The organism is Mangrovactinospora gilvigrisea (assembly GCF_001879105.1).
In the GTDB taxonomy this organism is placed as follows: domain Bacteria; phylum Actinomycetota; class Actinomycetes; order Streptomycetales; family Streptomycetaceae; genus Mangrovactinospora; species Mangrovactinospora gilvigrisea.
Genome location: NZ_MLCF01000019.1, coordinates 19727 through 40165 on the forward strand (window position 1 = coordinate 19727; position 20439 = coordinate 40165).

Annotated in this window: 12 protein-coding genes and 1 pseudogene; 9 read left to right on the forward strand and 4 right to left on the reverse strand. The window is 69.6% G+C overall.

Features of this window, described 5'->3' with window-relative positions:
- Positions 1-42: 42 nt before the first annotated feature.
- Positions 43-288 (reverse strand): NlpC/P60 family protein, encoded by a 246-nt coding sequence (locus tag BIV57_RS24920; RefSeq protein ID WP_071655488.1) that lies wholly within the window; start codon positions 286-288, stop codon positions 43-45.
- 1033 nt (positions 289-1321) lie between these two features.
- The gene (locus BIV57_RS24530) at positions 1322-1558 is read right to left on the reverse strand and encodes a hypothetical protein (protein WP_139275469.1); all 237 of its coding nucleotides are present in this window, start codon (positions 1556-1558) and stop codon (positions 1322-1324) included.
- A 284-nt stretch (positions 1559-1842) separates the two neighbouring features.
- On the opposite strand from BIV57_RS24530, the gene BIV57_RS05380 reads away from it, so the two are divergent.
- Both BIV57_RS05380 and BIV57_RS25825 read left to right on the forward strand, forming a co-directional pair.
- The gene (locus tag BIV57_RS05380; RefSeq protein ID WP_071655489.1) at positions 1843-2229 is read left to right on the forward strand and encodes a hypothetical protein; all 387 of its coding nucleotides are present in this window, start codon (positions 1843-1845) and stop codon (positions 2227-2229) included.
- A 538-nt stretch (positions 2230-2767) separates the two neighbouring features.
- Positions 2768-2854: pseudogene (locus BIV57_RS25825) on the forward strand (ketopantoate reductase family protein); the annotation flags it as partial.
- A 567-nt stretch (positions 2855-3421) separates the two neighbouring features.
- Here BIV57_RS25825 and BIV57_RS26345 read toward each other — a convergent pair.
- Positions 3422-5377: an NlpC/P60 family protein gene (locus tag BIV57_RS26345; RefSeq protein WP_071655490.1), complete on the reverse strand. Its 1956-nt coding sequence runs from the start codon at positions 5375-5377 to the stop codon at positions 3422-3424.
- Between the two features lie 468 nt (positions 5378-5845).
- Here BIV57_RS26345 and BIV57_RS05395 point away from each other — a divergent pair, with 468 nt between their 5' ends.
- The 7 genes from BIV57_RS05395 (at position 5846) to BIV57_RS05420 (ending at position 19387) form a co-directional block, all read left to right on the forward strand.
- Positions 5846-9382: a LamG-like jellyroll fold domain-containing protein gene (locus tag BIV57_RS05395; protein WP_079170031.1), complete on the forward strand. Its 3537-nt coding sequence runs from the start codon at positions 5846-5848 to the stop codon at positions 9380-9382.
- A 126-nt stretch (positions 9383-9508) separates the two neighbouring features.
- Positions 9509-16357, forward strand: a complete 6849-nt coding sequence (locus tag BIV57_RS26350) for a colicin D domain-containing protein (protein WP_071655491.1) — start codon at positions 9509-9511, stop codon at positions 16355-16357.
- Positions 16357-16635, forward strand: a complete 279-nt coding sequence (locus BIV57_RS05405) for a colicin immunity domain-containing protein (RefSeq protein WP_071655492.1) — start codon at positions 16357-16359, stop codon at positions 16633-16635. Before BIV57_RS26350 ends, BIV57_RS05405 begins: the two co-directional genes overlap by 1 nt.
- Before the next feature lie 203 nt (positions 16636-16838).
- Positions 16839-16958 carry a barstar family protein gene (locus BIV57_RS26735; protein ID WP_079170033.1) on the forward strand — a complete coding sequence of 40 codons (120 nt, stop codon included), beginning with the start codon at positions 16839-16841 and terminating at the stop codon, positions 16956-16958.
- Between the two features lie 11 nt (positions 16959-16969).
- Positions 16970-17377 carry a DUF7878 domain-containing protein gene (locus BIV57_RS24535; RefSeq protein WP_139275471.1) on the forward strand — a complete coding sequence of 136 codons (408 nt, stop codon included), beginning with the start codon at positions 16970-16972 and terminating at the stop codon, positions 17375-17377.
- A gap of 641 nt (positions 17378-18018) precedes the next feature.
- Positions 18019-18723, forward strand: a complete 705-nt coding sequence (locus BIV57_RS05415; RefSeq protein WP_245797439.1) for an RNA polymerase sigma factor — start codon at positions 18019-18021, stop codon at positions 18721-18723.
- Between the two features lie 7 nt (positions 18724-18730).
- On the forward strand, positions 18731-19387 hold the full coding sequence (locus tag BIV57_RS05420) for a hypothetical protein (RefSeq protein ID WP_071655495.1): 657 nt from the start codon (positions 18731-18733) through the stop codon (positions 19385-19387).
- Positions 19388-19398: 11 nt separating this feature from the next.
- Here the strand turns inward: BIV57_RS05420 and BIV57_RS05425 are convergent.
- The coding region (locus BIV57_RS05425; protein ID WP_071655496.1) for a glycoside hydrolase domain-containing protein at positions 19399-20439 on the reverse strand (1041 nt) is incomplete at its 5' end.

Below are 20439 nucleotides of genomic sequence, written 5' to 3' on the forward strand. Positions count from 1 at the left end.
ACGGGAACGGTGGCAGGCCGCGGGCGCCGGCCGCACCCGGATTTACCCGGGGTGGGCCGTGTGCCAGGCGGCGGGGGATCCGGCGGCCGGGTCCGGGCGCAGGGTGCTCAGGATGGGGTTGGCGTCGGTGGCGACGATGTTGACGATCATGCCGTGCCAGGGTGCTTGGACGATCTTGCCTTTGTCCAGGTACGCCGCGACGTGGGTGGCCTGGGGGCAGTAGATGAGCAGGTCGCCGGGGCGCAGTTGGCTCAGCGGGAGTTTCCCGCGGGGAGACCGGTCGGGCACCTGTCCCAAGGTCTGGCCGGTCTCCCCGGTGGCCGCGGCTGGCGGGTCCCGTTGTCGAGGGTGGGAACGTGGACCGGTGCCGCGGCCGGGGAGGGAGCACCGGCCTTGAACTTCCCAGATGGGGGCGGCGGCGGTAAGGGCCTGAGGGTCCACCACGGACCCGGCGTCCGGCCCGCCTTGCTGCTGCGGGCACCGCGGTGCTCGGTGAACTCTTGGCGAGAGGACAGGGGGCGCCGACCGGCCATGGCGCGTGGCGGTGGGTCGGCTGGGCGGGGGTTCCCCTCCTCGGCCCCGACCGGCGCGGCGAGCCAGGGCGTGGTCGCCGCGGGGTGGGGGTCGCCGCACATGGGGAGTGTGCGGCCGGAATCGGAGTCGCGGGGTAGGCGATGAGGGCGGTAGGTGCCGTTCGACGCCTTGACTGACGGATCGTCGCGTGTAGTTTGGCCCTTTCGGGGCAGCTGTAGGTCGATCGAACGGGACTTCCGTGTGCCCGTTCGGCGCTTGGAGTAGCTCCGGGTTGTGTGAACACATGGCCGTCCCTGCCTCAACCCCGCGGGGACGGTCGTCTTATCGGGCGTTCTGGCATGGCGCGCCGGCGGCCAGGGTCGGGTAGCGGCGGTATTCATACAGTGGACGTCGTGAGCCTCGCAAGGATCGTTTCGCCCCCGTAGGTCTTCGGGTCGGCGCGGGCGCCCCTGACGTGTCTGGTGCGGGTGGGCGGATGTACAGGTTACTGACGGCTGGTCGGATCGCCGGGATTCCACGACGGGGCACAACTCGCACGGTACTTGAGGCCCTGGCAGCCACTCGACTCACCGGCTGCGCTGGAACCCGGCAGCGGGATGTCTCGTTCACCGAGATGGTTGTGGCGGTCGCCGTGGCGTGGCAGAAGGCGAGCGGCATGGACGGGGCCGTGTAGGTGCATGCACCCGTGCCGCGCTGTACTGCCATCCTGGGGGTGAGCCGTACCGGACCCTCGCCGGGAGCGGCTTCTGCGCCTCGTTGGCCTACCTCGCCGACGAGGCGCTGCAATTCAGGCGTCCAGCGTTGCCGCGCGGGGTGTTTCGACGGCTTCGCGGGTCGGGATGTTGTGCTTCTCCCGCTGCTTCGCCAGTTCGTTCCAGGCGGCCAGGGAGACCTCGCGTAGGCGTCGCAGCAATCTCTCGTTGACGGGCGGATCGTGCGCTGCGATCACGGCCGACTCGGCAGTGTTGCAGGCAGTCTGAGCGACGATCAGCTCTGAGGACTGCTGGCCAGACGTCTCGACCACTGAACGCGCATGCGCGGCCCCGGAGGTCGGCGATCTTCGCCCAGGGCGCCCGCCAGCCCGTGGCAGCATCGGCGCACGGCGGGCGGATAGAGGCTCGACCTCCGCCAGTCAGCCGTAGACGAACCCCGGTTCGGCGATGGCCGAGTCCTGGATCCGCTGCGGCGGCGAGCAGAAGTCTGTGATCACCTCTGCCGTTGGGGTGGGCGAACGCGTCAATGGTCCCGATACTGATGATCGTGCTCTGCGGTTGCGCCGCCGGGCTGAGGAGACGAAGGGAATCCGGAATGACTGGGGAAAGCGGGGAGAGCGGCCGGGGCGCCGAGCTCCTGCTGCTGGCCGACGGCGCGGTGCAGCGCCATTCGGCCGAAAGCTACGGCATGGACATGGTCCAGGAGGTGGCCCGGCTGCTCGGTTCGCCGAACATCCGCTCCACGGTCCTCGGCGAGAACCTGACGCTCTGGCATGCCGAGGCCGGCGGGGGCAGCCGTGGCTTCTTCCGCCGCCGCTCCCCGGAGGCGAACGCGCTGGCGAACCGCCTTGCCTCGGAGCACGGCTCGTCGATACCCGTGGTCGCGGGGCCGGCCGTAGTCAGCGGTCCGATGCTGTATGGCAGCCCGTACCCGCTGGACGCCGCCGAGGCGGATGCACTGGCGGCGTACTTGGCCGCCTGAGCCGCCGTCAACTGACGGGCCTGCGCCGCCGCGGCGGAGCATGGACCGGCCGAGCGCGACCCGGCGGGGCGGCAGCCCCCGATCCGCGAGGCGCCCCGCCGGGAGTTTCTGGGCCCCGGCCGAGCCGCTGGAGGTTGGCCGGGGCCGTTCCGGCCCCTCGAGGGAGAATGAGGCACCGGCGATCGGCGGCATCGGGGGGATCTGCCGCCGAGGGACCGCGCGCTAGTGACGTGCCGGGCCGATGTGAACGGATGGCCGTGAGGCGCCGGATGCCGCCTTTCCCGGTGGCGAGGGCCCACGCAGGGTTAGGGCCAGTGGCGGGGCTCGGCCCGGGGCGATGGGCCGTATACGAGCCGTCTCTCCCGGGTCCGCATCCAACGGCCGGGAGAGGGCGGCGCTCTTGGGAGTGAGGCCGTCCATCAACGCCGGTGGGCCGACGGCGCCCGCGTGCTCCTGACCGGCGTGCGCCGCGAGCATCAAGACGCTGGAGGGGCAGGGTCTCGACGTTCGACTTATTCGGTTATTCGGATGTGGTCGTATGACACTGCTTGTCTACGATGCCGGCGTGTGCGGTAGGTTGCTCGCCGCCCAGCTGCACGAAGCCGGGATCGACGTCACGCTCCTCGCCAGGGGCAGACGACTGGCGTCCCTGCGTCAGCGCGGGGTGCAGCTCGCCGAGGTGGACAGCCCCGCAATCCGACAGGTTTGTGGTCGAGCACGCGGCGGGCAGATACGACCTCATTGCCGTCACCGTCCGCACCCACCAGGTCGACGCGGCACTGAAATCGTTCGCCGGCGTGGGCGGCGACAGCCGTTGATGACCTCCTCTGGGTGGTGGGTGCTGGTGTAGTGGGCCAGCCATATCGAACCACCCGGCGCCAAGGCCGTCGCACCCCTGGAAAACCCACTGAGGGGCGTTGGCGCTTCCACCGCGAATCCTGTGGCCGGGGCCGAACCGCGACTCGGTCCCGGGGGGGGAGCGAAGGTGAAGAGAAACCTGTCCCTGATCACGGGCCCAGTGAGCTTTGGGGCCCCCGACGCAGTGGCGGTGACGCTCTGCGCCGGGGGCCCGGCGGACCACAGTCCAAAGAGTCCGCACGGCAATTCTGTCACCTCGTCAGCACTCATGGGGCGCACGTGACGCACGTGCACTGCCGAGGCGGCATTGCGAAGCTGCCTACGATCGTGGTCTTCAGGGCGACGTGGTCTCGGGCTGGTTCGCCTGCAGAGTGAGTGTCAGGTCCGGGTTTGCGAGGAACCGGTAGCGAAGGCCGCCCTCGAGGGTGGTGAGGATGGGCGGACCGCTTTCGGCGCTACCGGTTTCCACCGTCAGTTGGGTGACGCCCGACCAGTCGGTGCTCGGTGAACCCTCGGGTCGGGCCACGAGGGTGCCCTTAGCGCTATAGGTGTTGGGTCCCGTGCCTGGATACAGGTGGAGCTCGCCGACTGTGTTGATCTCGATGCGGTCCGGGAGGCCGTCACCGGTCAGGTCGCCGGTGGCGGTTAGGCGTGCGGCGGGGGCTGCGGTGGTGAAGGTGTGGACGGTGGCGGTTGAGGTGCGGCCGGCGGCGTCCAGGGCGCGGACGGTGAGGGTGTGGCGTCCGGCGGTGGTGGGGGTGATGGTGACGGTCGCGCTGCCGCCGGGGCGGGGGGCGGTGGCGGTCTGCGGGGCGGCGTTGTCGAGGGTGTAGCGGTAGCGGATGGTGCGGGTGTCGCCGTGGGCGGTGAGGGTGAAGCGGGCGGCGGTGCCGGCGGGTTGGTCGTCGGCCGGCCCGGTGACCGTGGGCGCGCGCAGCGCGGGCGTCGGGGTCGGGGTGGGGGTGGGTTTGGGCGCCGGGGTGACGGTTCCGGTGGTGGGGTGCGTCGCGGCCGGCGGGGTGGCGGGGGCGCGGTGCGGCGTCGGCTTCGGCTTCGCTTTCGGCGCCGGCGTGGACCGGGGAACGGCGGGGGTGGATCCGGCGGCAGGGTCGGGGCGCAGGGCGCCCAGGATGGGGTTGGCGTCGGTGGCCACGATGTCGATGACGGCGCCGGGGCGGGGGGCCTGGACGACCTTGCCGTTGCCCAGGTACATCGCGACGTGGGTGGCCTGGGGGAAGTAGATGAGCAGGTCGCCGGGGCGCAGCTGGCTCAGCGGGATGCGGCGCATGCCGGCCCATTCCTGCTGGGTGGTGCGGGGGATGGTGATCCCGGCGGCCTTCCAGGCCTGTTGGGCCAGGCCGGAGCAGTCGAAGGCGTTCGGGCCGTTGCCGCCCCACAGGTAGGGCTTGCCGAGTTGGGCCAGGGCATAGGCGAGGGCCTGCTGGCCGGCGGCGCTGGGCTTGCGTTCGGCGTGCAGGGCTTGCTGGAGGGCGGCCTGCTGGGCGGCGGTGTCGGTGGCTGCGGGGGTGGGGGTGGCGCCGCCGCGGTAGCGGTCGATCCAGGAGCGGACGGAGTTGAGGTAGGCGGTGGAGTGGTTGTAGGCGAGGATCGCGGTGTCCAGGCCCTGATCGGTGGTCAGGTCGCCGCCGGCGGCGCACAGGTAGGCGCCGGCGGCCAGCGCGGCGTCGTAGAGGTTGCCGGGGTCTTTCACTCCGTCGCCGTTGCCGTCGGCGGCCCAGCGGGTCCAGGTGGAGGGGATGAACTGCATCGGGCCGACGGCGCGGTCCCAGGTGGTGTTGCCGTCCAGGCGGCCGTGGTCGGTGTCGGGGACGGCGGCGTAGCCGTGGCCGTCCAGGACGGGGCCGAGGATGGGGGTGAGGGTGGTGCCGTGGGTGTCGACCTGTCCGCCGGCGGCGTGGCCGGATTCGATTTGGCCGATGGCGGCGATGGTGGCCCAGTCGATGCCGCAGTCGGGGCGGGAGGCCTTCAGCTTGGCGGCTGCTTTGCGATAGGCGTCCAGGGCGATGGCGGGGACGGGGGAGTTGTCGCCGGCGGGGGTGGCGGCGGGTGGTTGCGGGGTGTCCGCGGCGGGCGGGGGCAGCACGCGGGTGCCGCCGCCGTCGGCCGCCTGCGGGCCGACTGCCGATGCGGGAGGGGACGCGACACCTGAGACGAGGTCGGAGGCAGCGCCGGGGACCAGGACGACAGCGGCGACCGCGATCAGTCCGGTCCCGAAGCGGGCGCCGGCCGGCAGCAGCCGCCGGTGCAGTGCGCGCCGGAGGTTAGACAAGGAGTTTCCCAGGAACAAAGTGACAGAGCAGCCTCGGGAAGATAGGCAGAAGCCTGTCGAGAGTGCAACTCGACCCCGGAGATCTCTTTACTTATCGACGCCGATAAAAACTCTGCAAAACATCCCGTGTGGCGTACAACCTTCGCGGCTGGATGCGGGTCCAACACTGCCTCCCGGATCGGGACCCCGTCCAAAAGCTTGTGCGCCCTGGGTCGAGACGACTCCGTGACCTGCGACTCTCCGACATCCCAGGCGGCCGCCCCCGCGCAAGATGTCTGTTATGTCGCTATCTCGAAGACTGGGTCCCGGGAATTCTTGAGTATGACTTGCGTCACAGTTGACATCCAAACTTTTCTCGTGATCTTGTTCGTTCGACCTAAATAAATGACGAATCTGGAGTGCGGTGTGAAGTCTCGTAGGCGGTCCGGACGGGCTGGGGTATTCACCTCGAGACTGCTCGCACTGGCGTTGGTAATCCAGCCGGCGGCATGGCTGGGAACAGGCCATGCCGCCGCCGACACGGCCGCGCCGCCCACCGACGACAGCGGCATCCACCTGTCCGCCGAGGCCAAGGCCTCCGCCGAGGCGGCCACCACCGGCAAGCCGGTGGCGGTCGACGCCGAGACCACTCCGACCCAGCTGATCACCGCTCAGCCCGACGGCACCTTCACCCTGGACGCGGACCCGGTCCCGGTGCGGGCCAAGCAGGACGGCAGCTGGGTCCCGATCGACACCACCCTGCAGAAGAACGCCGACGGCACGATCGCCCCCAAGGCATCCGCAGCCGGCCTCGCCTTCTCCGGCGGCGGGGCCGCAGCGCCGCTCGCGAAGATCACCGATGGGGCCAAGTCCTACAGCGTGCATGCTCCGTGGAGCCTTCCGGCGCCCACCCTTGCGGGATCGACAGCCACCTACGCCTCGGTGCTGCCCGGTGTGGACCTGGTGGTCAAGGCGACGCCTGACGGGTTCTCGGAGAACCTGGTGATCACCACGCGGGACGCGGCGGCCAACCCGGCGCTGGCGAGCATCAAGTTCCCGGTCGATGTCTCCGGCGTCGGCGCGCACGATTTGGGCACCGGGGCTGCGGCCTTCCTGGACGGCCACGGCCGGTCGGTGTTCACCACCGGCACGGCGCTGATGTACGACTCCTCCACCGCGCCGGACAGCTCTGCGGCCCCGGCGTCCCTGGAGGTGAAGTCGGCGGGCTCGGCCGACCCGAGCACGTCCGTCGACGACCCGGACCCGGGCGCCAAGACCTCGGCGATGGACGCCTCGGTGACCGACAGCGCGTTGACCGTCACCCCGGACCAGTCCTTCCTCAAAGACTCCACCACGACCTATCCCGTGGTCCTGGACCCGCAGACCACTTCCTCCTCGCTGACCGGCTGGGCCGATGTGTGGTCCACCCTGTCCACGACCTCGTTCTGGAAGACCTCCCACTCGCTGGGGGTGGGCTACGACGCGTGGGTCGACGACAAGAAGGCCCGCACCTTCTACCAGTTCGACACCCACACCCTGGGCGGGAAGAAGATCCTGCAGGCCACCTTCAACGCCCTGGAGACCTGGTCGGCCAACTGCACCGCCAAGCCGGTGGAGCTGTGGCGGACCGGCACCATCTCCTCCTCCACCACCTGGGCCAAGCAGCCGGCCTGGTCCTCCCACGTCGACACGGTCAGCGCGGCCAAGGGCTACTCCTCCTCCTGCCCGGGCGGCAACGTCTCCTTCGACGCCACCTCCGCGGTCTCCTACACCGCCAGCAAGTCCGCCTCCACCACCACACTGGGAGTTCGGGCCTCGGACGAGGGCGACGACATCGCCTGGAAGCAGTTCGCCTCCCCCTCGGACCACAAGCCGTCGCTGTCGGTCACCTTCGTCTCCAAGCCCAGCACCCCGACCGGGCTGAAGCTGTCCAACCCCAACCTGGCGTGCGGGGCCAGCTCCAGCGTCGCGGTCAACATCCGCACCCTTACCCCGACGCTCGCCGCCCTGCCGCAGTCCGCAGACGGCTCGCAGTCCACGCTGCGCCCCAACTTCGAGCTCTACCAGTACGACCCCAACAACCCCGACCCGCTGGTGGCCTCCGGCAGTCCCTCGACGTGGACGACGTCGGGCAAGACCGGGACGTGGACCACGCCGACGCTCAAGAACGGGCAGACGTACTGGTTCAAGGCCCGCACCGAGTACAAGTACTCCTTCAACGGCTCCAGCGCCTCGATGTATTCGGGCTGGACGACGATCGGCAAGTGCGCCTTCCACATCGACACCTCGAAGCCGGACGCCCCCACCATTTCGTCCACCGTCTATCCGCAGTGCGCGTCCGCGGATGACCCGGACACCTGCACCGAGGCCGGCGGGGTCGGCGCCCCGGGCTCCTTCACCGTCAAGACCGCGGCCACCGACGTCACCAAGCTCACCTACACCCTCAACGACAACAAGCAGGTCACCAAGACGGTGACCGCGGGCACCACCAGCACCAGCCTCAACCTCGCCCCCGATGAGCGCGGGTTGAACCAGCTGACGGTCACCGCGTGGGATGCGGCCGGCAACTCCTCCGCCTCGGCGACCTACTACTTCAAGGCCGCCGCCGGCACACCCGCCACCAACTCCTGGTCGTTCGACGAGGGCAGCGGCACCACTGCCGCCGACAGCGCCGGAACCGACCCGGCCACCCTGGCCGGGGGAGCCGGCTTCAGCGACCATGCCCGCCTCGGCAAGGCCCTGGATGCCAACGGCACCACCGGCTACGCCTCCGCCGCCGGCACCGGGCTGGACACCTCCAAGTCCTTCACCGTCTCCGGCTGGGCCCGGCTGACCGACGACAGCCACAACGCCGTGGTCACCGCCCAGGCCGGCACCGCCGGCTCTTCCTTCGCCCTGTACTACTCCACCGCCTACAAGGCGTGGATCTTCAACCGGTACACCGCGGACGTCGCCAGCCCCACCATCGTGCGCTCGATCGGCACCACCACTCCGGTGCTGAATGTCTGGACGCACCTGACCGGCGTCTACGACGCCCAGGCCCAGACCATCCAGCTGTACGTCAACGGCGTCGCGCAGGGCGACTCGGTCGCCTTCACCACCCCCTGGAAGGCCACCGGCGCGCTGCAGATCGGCCGCGGCCAACTCGGCGCCGCCTTCACTGACTACTTCCCCGGCCAGATTGACGAACTGACGATGTGGAACCGGATCCTGTCGCCGCAGGAGGCCGCTGACCTGGAGGCCGAGACCAGTCCCAGCACCGGCAACGCCCAGCCGGCCGAGGCCGCCGACTGGGAGTTCGACGACGCCTCCGGCACCAGCGCCGCCGACAGCTCCGGCAACGGCCACACCGCCACTCTCGGCTCCGGCGCGACGCTCGCCACCGACGACGACGGCGGCAAGGGCAGCGTGCTGAAGCTGGATGGCACCGCCGGCGGCTACGGCACCGCCGGAGGTCCGCTGGTGGACGCCCAGGGCGACTTCACCGTCGCCGCCTGGGTCCAACTCGATCCCACCGCCCTGGCCGACACCACCAAGGCCCACACCATGCGCATCGCCGGCCAGTCCGGCACCAACCGCGACTCCTGGGGTCTGTGGTACAGCCAGCCGGTCGGATCCACCCAGGGCATGTGGGTTTTCGGCCGCACCAGCGCCGACACCACCGCGGCCACCACCACCAGCGTGCCCGCCGACATCACCACCGCCCAACTGGTCGACCCCGGCGACTGGACGCTGATCACCGGTGTCTACGACGGCGCCCACCAGCAACTGGACCTGTATGTCAACGGGGTGCCGCAGGGAGCCACCGGGGACAGCGACTCCTCCACCGACGCCGGCGACAGCGTCCCCTTCACCACCGCCTGGCAGGCCAGCGGCGCCTTCAACATCGGCCGCGGCCGCACCGCAAGCGGCGCCTACGGGGATCCGACCGTCGGCCTGGTCGACGGGGTGCGGGTGTGGACCGGCGTGATGGACCAGCCCGACATCGAAACCCTCTACGCCAACGAGCTCCCCATCCCGCTGTAGCGCCCCCGGCCGGCGGGAGCCGCCGCAGCCCTGGCCGCTCCCGCCCGCCCACTAGACCTTCCCCCTTCCCCCGCCCGTCAGCGCGGCCCGGCCGCGCCCCTGCTGAAAAGAATGCGAAGTGCAGTCATGAGCGGCACCAGGGTGGCCCGGACCGGCAGAGCCGGACGCCGCGGCATACGCCAGTGCATCGTCGCCCTCTCCTCGGTGGCCCTGCTGGCCACCGGCCTGGGCAACGCCCCGGCGGTGTGGGCCCAGCAGCGGCACCACACCGTGGCGGCGCCGATGGCCAAGAACGGCACCGCGGTGCCGTTCACGGCCCATCTGCCCAAGGCCACGGACCCGACGATCGCGGCCGCCAAGCGGACGGCCGCCCAGGCGGCCGCCAAGACCGTCTGGCCCAGCAGCGCCACCGCCACCCTGACGGCCGCAGACCCTGCCGGCAGCGGCACCAAGGAGCTCAGCGGCACCCCCGGGCATCTTCCGCTCACCCTGGCCCCCGCCACCAAGACCGCGACCACCCCCAGCGCCGCCCGCGTGCACGTCGCCGACCGGGCCGCCGCCAAGGCCGCCGGCGTCAGCGGCACCCTGGTCTCCGTCGGCCGCACCGATCGCCAGGCCGCGGATCAGAAGCTCAAGCTGACCCTGGACTACTCCGGGTTCGCCCACGCCTACGGCGGCAACTACGCCTCCCGCCTGACGCTGGCCACCATGCCGGCCTGCGCCCTGACCACCCCTCAGCTGGCCCGCTGCCGCACCCGCACCCCGATCAAGACCGCCAATGACCTGAAGCGGGAGACCCTGTCGGCCACCGTCCCGGTCGCCGGCGACACCACCCCCGCGCCGCTTGCGGCCACGGCGAGCGCCTCGCCCCTGGCCGCCACTAACGCCACGGTCCTGGCCGCCACCGCCGCCCCGACCTCCGGCGCCGGCACCTACACCGCCACCTCACTCAACCCCACCGCGTCCTGGCAGGCCGGCGGCTCCAGCGGCGACTTCACCTGGGGCTACCCCCTGCAGACCCCGCCGGCCGCGGCCGGACCGTCCCCCGACCTGTCGATCGACTACGACGCGCAGAGCGTCGACGGGCGCCTGCCGTCCACCAACACCCAACCGTCGTGGATCGGCGAGGGCTTCGAGCTGCCCACGTCCTACATCGAGCGCTCCTACCGCTCCTGCGACGACGACGGCATCTCGGGCAAGAACGACGAGTGCTGGGCGGGAGACAACGCCGACCTGGTGCTCAACGGCAAGGCCACCCCGCTGATCAAGGACAAGACCACCGGCGACTGGCACCCCAAGGACGACGACGGCGAGCGCGTCACCCGCTCCACCGGCGCCATCAACGGCGACAACGACGGCGAGTACTGGACCGTCACCACCCAGGACGGCACCCAGTACGTCTTCGGCAAGAACCGGCTGCCCGGCTGGAGCACCGGCGACCCCGAGACCGACTCCACCTGGACCGTGCCGGTCTTCGGCAACGATGCCGGCGAGCCCTGCCACGCCGACACCTTCGCCGCCAGCTCCTGCCAGCAGGCCTGGCGCTGGAACCTGGACTACGTCGTGGACCCCCACGGCAACGCCATGTCCTACTGGTACACCCCCGAGACCAACGCCTACGCCAAGAACGGCGCCTCGACGGCCACCGACACCTACACCCGCGGCGGCTACCTCAAGCGCATCGACTACGGCATCACCGCCTCCACCGTCTTCGGCACCGCCCCCGACCAGGTCGCCTTCACCACCGCCGAACGCTGCCTGCCCGTCACCGGCGAGGACTGCTCCAGCCTCACCTCCACGACGGCCAAGGACTGGCCCGACGTCCCCTTCGACCAGATCTGCGCCTCCGGCGCCACCTGCTCCAACACCAGCCCGACCTTCTTCACCCGCAAGCGCCTGACCGCCGTCACCACCAAGGTGTGGGACGCCAGCCTGGCCACCCCCGCCTACCGCACCGTCGACACCTGGAACCTGGACCAGTCCTTCCCCGACCCCGGGGACGGCACCTCAGCCGGCCTGTGGCTGAAGTCGATCACCCGCACTGGCACCGCGGCGGACGGCACCACCAGCAAGATGCCGCCCGTCACCTTCGCTGGCATCCAGCTGGGCAACCGCGTCGACACCACCCACGACGACATCGCCGCCCTGGTCAAGTGGCGGGTGCGCACCATCACCTCCGAGACCGGCTCGGTGCTGACCGTCAACTACTCCGACACCCAGTGCGTCGCCGGCACCACCATGCCCTCCGCACCGGACGCGGACACTATGCGCTGCTTCCCCTCCTACTGGCAGCCGCCGTACACCAACGACCCGCAGCTGGACTACTTCCACAAATACCTCGTCACCCAGGTCAACGAGTCGGATCCGACCGGCGGCGCACCCACCAAGGAAACCGACTACACCTACAACGGCACCCCCGCCTGGCACTACGACAGCGACAACACCACCGCCCCGGCCAAGCGCAAGACCTGGTCGCAGTGGCGCGGCTACGGCTCGGTGACGACCACTACCGGCAACGACCAGTCCACCCGCACCAAGACCACCACCACCTACTTCCGCGGCATGGACGGCGACCAGCAGGCCGACGGCACCACCCGCAGCGCCAAGGTCACCGACTCCACCGGCGCCTCCGTCACCGACGCCGACCCGCTCGCCGGCCTGGCCCGCGAATCGATCACCTACAACGGCAGCGCCGAGGTGTCGGGAACCATCACCGGCCAATGGGTCCACACCACCGCCGACGACGGCACCCGCACCGCCTCCTACGTCCGGCCCAACTCCGTCCAGGAGCGCACCGACCTGTCCGGCGGAACCACCCGCACCAGCACCACAACCACCACCTACGACGCCGACACCGGCGTCCCCACCGCGGTCGACGACGAGGGCGACGACGCCAAGACCGGCGACGAGCAGTGCACCCGCACCACCTACGCCAACAACACCACCGACTGGCTGATGGCCGCCCCCGTGCGCGTCGAGACCGTCGACGTGCCCTGCTCCGCCACGCCCAGCCGCCCCGGTGACGTCGTCTCCGACACCCGCACCCTCTACGACAACCAGGCCTACGGCACTGCCCCCACCAAGGGAGACGCCACCTCCACCCAGCGCGTCAGCGACTACACCGGCACCACGCCGACCTACCAGACGGTCTCCACCACCGCCTACGACAGCCTCGGCCGCCCCACCTCGGTCACCGACGCCGACAACCACACCACCACCACCGCCTACACCCCCGCCACCGGCGGACCCCTCACCCAATCGGTTGTCACCAACGCCAAGAGCCAGGCGACCACCACCTACCTCGACCCGGCCCGCGGCACCACCACCGCCACCGTCGACGCCAACGGCAAGCGCACCGACCTCGCCTACGACGGCCTGGGGCGCCTGACCTCCGTCTGGCTGCCCAACCGCAGCAAGTCCGTCGGCCAGACCGCCAACACCACCTACACCTACACCCTGTCCAACACCGCAGCCTCCGTCGTCACCACCAGCACCCTGAAGAACGACGGCGCCACCTACAACAGCACCTACGCCTTCTACGACGCCCTGCTGCGGCCCCGCCAGACCCAGACCCCCGCGCCCGGCGGCGGCCGCGTCATCAACGAGACCAAGTACGACAGCCGCGGCCTGGCCGTCGAGGCCGACGCCGACTACAGCGACGCCACCGACCCCGGCACCACACTGGCCAACATCACCTCCGCCGTCCCCTCCCAGACGCTGACCACCTACGACGGCGCCGGCCGCGACACCGCCGAAGCGTTCTACGCCGGCGGCACCTACAAGTGGCAGACCACCAAGGCCTACGGCGGCGACCGGGTCACCGTCACCCCGCCCAAGGGCGGCGTGGCCACCACCACCCTCACCGACGCCAACGACCACACCAGCGAGGTCCGCCAGTACGACAACGGCACCCCGTCCGGCTCCTACACCTCCATCAAGTACAGCTACAACGCCAAGGACCAGATGACCAAGGTCGTCGACACCGACGGCAACACCTGGACCTACGGCTATGACCTGATGGGCCGCAAGACCACCGCCACCGACCCCGACGCCGGCGCCTCCACCTTCACCTACAACGACCTGGACCAGCTGACCTCCACCACCGACGCCCGCGGCAAGACCCTCAGCTACACCTACGACGAACTGGGCCGCAAAACCGGCGAGTTCGACGGCACCACCCAGGACGCCGACCACCAGCTGGCCAAGTGGACGTTCGACTCCATCGCCAAGGGCCAGCCCAGCGCCTCCGTGCGCTACGTCGGCGGCTCCGGCTCCACCGGCAAGGCCTACATCAACCAGGTCGCCACCTACGACGCCCTCTACCGGCCCACCACCACCCGCACCACCATCCCCTCGGTCACCGGAGAGGAAGGCCTGGCCGGCAGCTACACCTACACCTCCGGCTACGGCCTGGACGGCACCCTGCAGTCCGCGACAGACCCGGCCATGGGCGGCCTGGCCACCGAAGGCCTCGCCTACGGCTACGACAACCTCGGCGACCCCACCACTCTCAAGGGCGCCACCGGCTACGTCCAGAACACCACCTACACCAAGCCCGGCGACCTGGCGCAGATGACCCTCGGGGTCTCCTCCGACAGCACCGCCAAGTGGCTGCAGATCAGCAACACCTACGAGGACGGCACCGACCGCCTCTCCCGGCAGCTGGTCACCGACGACACCGGTGGCGGCGTCGTCCAGGACACCACCTACGCCTACGACGACTCCGGCAACCCCACCAAGGTCGCCACCCACACCGGCATCGACGGCAGCGACGACGTCCAGTGCTACCGCTACGACGGCCACGACCGCCTGACCACCGCCTGGACCGCCACCGACGCCTGCGCCGGCGACCCGACCACCGCCAAAATCGGCGGCCCCGCCCCCTACTGGAACAGCTACAGCTACGACGACCTGGGCAACCGCACCGGCCAGGTCCAGCACGCCACCACCTCCGGCACCGGCGATGTGACGACCAGCTACGCCTACCCGGCCGCCGGCGCCGACCAGCCGCACACCCTGACCTCCTCGGTCACCACCAACGCCGACGGCACCAGCAGCCAGGACAGCTACGCCTACGACAAGGCCGGCGACACCACCACCCGCACCATCAACGGCAAGACCCAGACCCTGGACTGGGACGACGAGGGCAACCTCGCCAAGGTCACCAACGCCGACGGCAGCACCGAGTCCTACCTGTACGACGCGGACGGCAACCGCCTCCTGTCCCGCGACGACACCGGCACCACCATGTACCTGGGCGACACCGAGATCCGCCTCGACAAGTCCACCGGCAAGACCAGCGCCACCCGCTACTACACCTTCGGCGGCCAGACCATCGCCGCCCGCACCTCCAGCGGCAAACTGCAGTGGCAGGTCACCGACGGCCACGACACCGCCGAAACCGGCATCGACGCCACCACCCAGGCCGTCACCGTCCGCCGCCTGGACCCCTTCGGCAACCCCCGCGGCACCCAACCCGACTCCACCACCTGGGTCGGCGACAAGGGCTTCGTCGGCGGCATCCAGGACACCACCAGCACCCTGACCCACCTCGGAGCCCGCGACTACGACCCCACCACCGGCCGCTTCATCTCCGTCGACCCCGTCCTGGAGCTGACCGACCCCCAGCAGATCAACGGCTACAGCTACGCCGCCGACAACCCCATCAGCGGCGAAGACCCCAACGGCATGTTCCTGGACTGCGGTTCCGGCTGCTACTCCTCCGCCGGCAACGCCAGCGCCTACACCAAGGGCGACGGCGACTTCGGGCCCGACACCAAGAAGGCCAAGGCCTACCACAAGAAGACCGGCGGCTACTGGGCCTACGGCCGGCCGCTCGACAACCGAGGCTGGCCCATCATCCCCAAGCGCTCCACCCGGAGCCACAGGTCCGGCAGCAGTCGGCCGCAGCGCGTGAAGCAATGGGGAGGGACACCAGTTCTCGGCGGTACCAGCTGCGACGGAGCCGGTGGCCCGTACGGCTGCGCGGCGACGCGGGATGCTGTTGAGTCCAACAATCCCGGCACACTCGCCCGGGAGTTCGTCAACGGCGTTGGCATCGCCATGGCCGGCTCGCTGTTCGGCGTGTCGTGCCTGGCCTCCGGCATAGCGCCGTGCCTGACCGCAGTTGGAACAGGTGTGGGGGCGGCCGGGACCGCCGCTAACGAGGCTTTCGGCGGTGACGGAGCAGGCGCTGGAGAAGACGGCGCTCTCGCCAGATGCGCAACCCACAGCTTCCTCCCGGAAACCAAGGTCGAGATGGCCGACGGCTCCGAGAAGGCGATCAAGGCCGTCAAGGCCGGAGACAAGGTGCTCGCGACAGATCCAGCCACCGGCAAGACCAGCGCCCGGGCTGTCGAGAGGCTCATCACCACCAAGGACGACGAGAGCTTCGCGACACTCACCATCAAGTCAGCTGGCAAAACAGCGAAGTTGACGGCAACCGTCACTCATCCGATCTGGGTTGACTCTGCAAAGGCATGGCTCATGGCAGGCAACCTTAAGCCGGGGATGCGCCTGCACACCGCATCAGGCGCGGCCGCCGCAGTTACAGCCATTAGCGTGTGGCACCACGCGCACCAGACCAACGACCTGACCGTCTCCGTGACTCACACGTACTATGTGGTAGCGGGTTCGGCAGATGTGCTCGTACATAATTCGGGCGGCTTCTCATGCGACGTCGCATTCGACGCAAAACAGATCAATAAGAAGTTCAAGCATGCCAGCGACTTTGGAGTCACAGGGAACAACAATAAGATCGGACGGGCCGCCTTTGAATCATCGATGAAGGGCTTCCTGGATGACAGTGGGGTGAGCAAACTCAGCATCAACTACCGAGGTGATCCAGTCACCATTTACCTGCACCCTCAGACGCGTCTGGCAGTCGTCACGAAACTCGACGGCAGCTTCCTGAGCGGTTGGAAGCTTAGCGAGTCTCAACTCTCGAATGTAGTAGATGATGGGTATCTATACTGATGGACACGCGTATTGAACCGTTTCTGATTATTGCATCTGCAATGCTTCAGAGACGAATTAAGGCGCCGGAGTTTGAAACAGTATTCCTTGCGCTTTTCCGTGGGCCTGCTGGTGAGATTCGAGGCGATGCAGGAGACGCAGTCTCGCGGCTCTTCAGTGCGGTCGACTCCTACTGTGCAGATCCGGAACTACGCGACGACCACGATCTTGACGAGCAGTCGCTGCGCCTAGAGGTCGCCAGGTTCATTGAAAGGGTGAAAGAGATCTACGGTCTCTAAGACCGGCCCGCGCCCTTTAGTAGGCGCACCAAGGCGATGCCTGGTGCGCCTGCTTGGCGTTAGCGACGTCCTCGGACCCGCGGCAATCGTGACGCCGACGTCGGCGACGTGGCCGCGGTTGGCCTTCGGCCAGTCCTCTGGCCCTCGCTGGCGATGCAGTTGTGGGCTTCTCGGCTGGGCTGCCTCCGGCCGGGTAGGTCAGGGTGGCTCGCCTGGGCGGGGCGATCTTGAAGTCGGATGACGATATCTACGGGAAAATCTGGTCCGCTTTTGACTTGCCACAATACTTCGGATGGAATTGGTGTGCGTTCAACGCGGGGTGATTCCCATGAGAATGATCTACAGCGAACTCAATGCCGACGACCTGAGGGGGTGTACGATCGCGGACTATCTCATCAGCATCGAAGCGTCATTCCAGGTGGTTGATCGATCCGCAGTTATTTATGCTGAGGATTGTTTTCCCGTCGCGGAGCTCGCGCGTGAACTGGGTAGATGGATCGCTTCGGGTGAAGGCGCCGCTGGTGACTTCTCTTTCGAGTCGCTCTCCTTTGAGGACCCGGGTGCGGTTCAGATTTCCCGTGCCGAACCTGGGTGGCAGGTAGGGTCCATCTTCGAGCCCACAACGACCAGTGCACCGCAATCATGGGCAGAATTGGAGGATAGGGTCGGCGATTTTATTTCCAACGTGAGACGCGATGTGCTTGGACTTGGGATTGATCCGCATTTCATTGGTCCGGGCTGATCTGACTCGAAGGCCTGTGGCCGACCGGCGATCTCTCGAACGCTGGCCTCGCCGTGTTGGATGCCACCGCCCATCTGCGCACCGTGCGCGCCGCGGCCCGAGCGCGCATCCGCGCCCGCCTGGATACGGCCGCAGTCGCATCGGCGGGGGCGCCGCGGCTGGCCCGGTTGGCCCGGCCCTGCAGATCCTGGCGTGGAGCGACCCGCAGGACGGTGCCGGCGAAGCCGAACGGATCGCCGGGGTGGCCCGCCGCGCCGGCCTGCAGTCGCGGCTCCTCAGCGCTGTGCGCGCCCTGCATGGCTGATCATCGGCGTAGGCATGGCGCCATGCCTGTCACTGCACCCTGTGGGCTCGATCACACAAGCGCGATGCGGGAGCCCGCTTGGGCGCGCTTGTCCCAATCCGTGTAGATGTTCGAGCGCATGTGCCCGCGTCATGACTGTGGCGTGGTGGGTGAGATTGCTGTTACGTTCTGTGCCGCGTTCGCCTGGGGAGAGGCAAACGCACGTTCAGATCGTCGCCACTCAGGGAGAACTGACGCCGGGTCACTGCCGTGCCCGCGGGCGCCAGCCCGCCCGGCGGCGGTAGGGATCCGGCCCCCGGCCCGTGGGGCCCTGGACGGTGGTGGGAGGGCGTCGGCCGTGGCCGATGACGATCAGGCAGAGCCAGCGAAACACGGACGGTGGGCGCACCGCGCCGGGGATGCGGAGCTTGGGGATGCCGTGCGCCTGGCTCAGCAGGGGGACGGTGATGCCTTTGACGTCGTCTTCCGCCTGGTGCACCCGTTGCTGGTCGGCTATGTGCGTCCGATGGTCGGTGCGGAGGCGGAGGACGTGATCGGCGAGGTGTGGGTGGAGATCGCCCGCACGCTGCCGCGCTTTTCCGGCAACGGCAGCGACTTTCGCGCGTGGGCGGCCCGGATTGCGCGCAACCGGGCCGTGGACCACCTGCGCCGTCGCATCGCCGCGCCGCCGGTGAGCGAACTGGACACCGAGGCCCTGGCGTTGGCCGGGCGCGCGGATACCGCCGAGCAGGCGATCGAGCGGGCGTCGACCGGTGAGGTCCTTGGGCTCCTGCGGGAACTTCCCCCGGAGCGGGCCCAGGCGGTTATGCTCCGTGCGGTCCTGGGCCTGGACGGGCCGAGCGCCGCACGGATGCTGGGTAAGCGGCCGGGCGCCCTGCGCTCGGCGGTCCACCGCGGCCTGCGCCAACTGGCGCGGCGTCTGGCCGATGACGAGGAACTGGGCCGGGCCGACGGCGAGGGCGGCGTCGGTCTGGGCGGTGGGACCGGGCAAGCGCGGCCGAGCGCCATCGGCCGTACGGGCGGTGAGACGAGTGGGACGTGACGGGACGATGAGCGGCAACCACGACGACGCCGAGGACGGCCTGGACGCCGAGACCCTCGATGCGCTGCTGCACGGCGACGACATCGCCGCGCGCGGCGAGCAGGCGCGCCGCCTCCAGGCATACCTGCGACAGGCCTCCACGCAGGCGGCACCGGACCCGGCCCGCGCGGAGGCCGATCGCCTGGCGGCGCGCGCGGCGTTCGAGCACGCCCGCGACCATGTGTGGACCACGGATTCCGCGACCTCGTCGGACCAGGCCGCGCAGAAACCTTCGCGGTTGCGGCGCTGGTGGCGGGGACTTACCGGCTCGATGGTCGTGATCGGGGCGGTCGGCGGACTCGCCGCCGCAGCCGCCGCCGTGGGCGGGCTTGACCTGACGGGCCACCATCCCCGGCACGCCGTCCACGCCCACCACATGGCCCCTTCGCCGACCGTCTCCGGCAGCGCCCTGGACCTGGACCTCGGCACAGGTGCACCGGCAACGACAGCACCGGATCCGACCACCGTCCTCGCCCCGGGCCAGCGCAGGGGCCAGGAGCTCCCGCACCCCGTCCCGGGGTTGGGCCGCCACGCCGCCCGTCCCGGCCGCCATCTCGGCGCCGAACATCGCTCCGGAACGGGCGCCGCGTGCGGATACGGCCGCACCCGCCGCCACGTGTGCTGACCGATGCGGCGTCAGCAGCGCGGAGCCGGCTTGCTGTAGGTGGTGTTGGAGGGGTTCTTCACGTAGTAGTCGGAGACATAGCGCCCGTCATCCAGCTTGTCCCAGACCGCGGTGGTGCTGATGGTCGTGCCGGCGCGCTGGCAGGTCACCCATGCCAGTGCCCCGTTGGGGGTGGTGCCGAGGATTGAGGACGTAGTGCTCGGTGCGCTGCGCTCCTTCAGCCCGGCCGCGGCGTTGACCTGCCAGGGGTAGCTGCAGTGCGGCAGCGGCGCGCTGTAGGTGGTCGTGGACGGGGTGCTGACCGTGGCATCGGAGACGTAGCTGCCGTCGGCCAGCTTGTCCCAGACCGCGGTGGTGGCGACCTTGGCGCCCGGCGCCTGGCACACCACGCTCAGCGCCGCACCGGGCGCATACGACGTGACCGTGCCGGAGGTGGCGGTGGGCCCGCTGCGGGCCGTGACCGTGGCGCTGCCCGTGACCTTGTAGGCGCCGGCAACGGTGGCCACCGGACCGTCGACCTGGTCGCGGTCGACGGCAAGACTGACGCCGCCGTAGGTCTGGGTGACGTCGCCCTGGTACTGCTTGAGGCGCTGGTGGACGGCCCACTTGGAGTCATCGACGCCGGCCCATCCACTCAAGCTGGTCGTGGCGTCGTAGCGGGCGATCCACAGCGCGTCGGGCCGTGCGTAGGAGGTGGAGGTGTAGGCGTCCGCGAGGTTCTTGGCGCCGTTGCCGAGGTTCATGTAGGCGCCGGCGAGGTAGCCGGCGGCGTGCAACTGCCGGGTATAGGCGGACAGGTAGGTCAGCACCGCGGTGCGGCAGCCGGTGTTGGTCGGGTCGTAGTACTCGATGTCGTTGTACAGCGCGCTGCCGGGCAGCAGCCCCAGCGCCATGGCGGCGGTGATCGCCTCCGTGGCGGCGGCGGTGCCCTGACTGGTCGCGGTGGACGCGGTGAGTGAGATCTTGCTGTCGGTCGGTTTGGCGCCGCAGGGCGGCTGCAGGCCCTTGTGGATGGGGACCAGGCGCCAGCCCAGCTTGCTGACTGCGCCGAC

Excerpts from the sequence above, each read along its gene's own strand:
- BIV57_RS26350 (WP_071655491.1), top strand. The coding sequence starts at position 9,509 with ATGAGCGGCACCAGGGTGGCCCGGACCGGCAGAGCCGGACGCCGCGGC.
- BIV57_RS05420 (WP_071655495.1), top strand. The coding sequence starts at position 18,731 with ATGAGCGGCAACCACGACGACGCCGAGGACGGCCTGGACGCCGAGACC.
- BIV57_RS05380 (WP_071655489.1), top strand. The coding sequence starts at position 1,843 with ATGACTGGGGAAAGCGGGGAGAGCGGCCGGGGCGCCGAGCTCCTGCTG.
- BIV57_RS24535 (WP_139275471.1), top strand. The coding sequence starts at position 16,970 with ATGATCTACAGCGAACTCAATGCCGACGACCTGAGGGGGTGTACGATC.
- BIV57_RS05405 (WP_071655492.1), top strand. The coding sequence starts at position 16,357 with ATGGACACGCGTATTGAACCGTTTCTGATTATTGCATCTGCAATGCTT.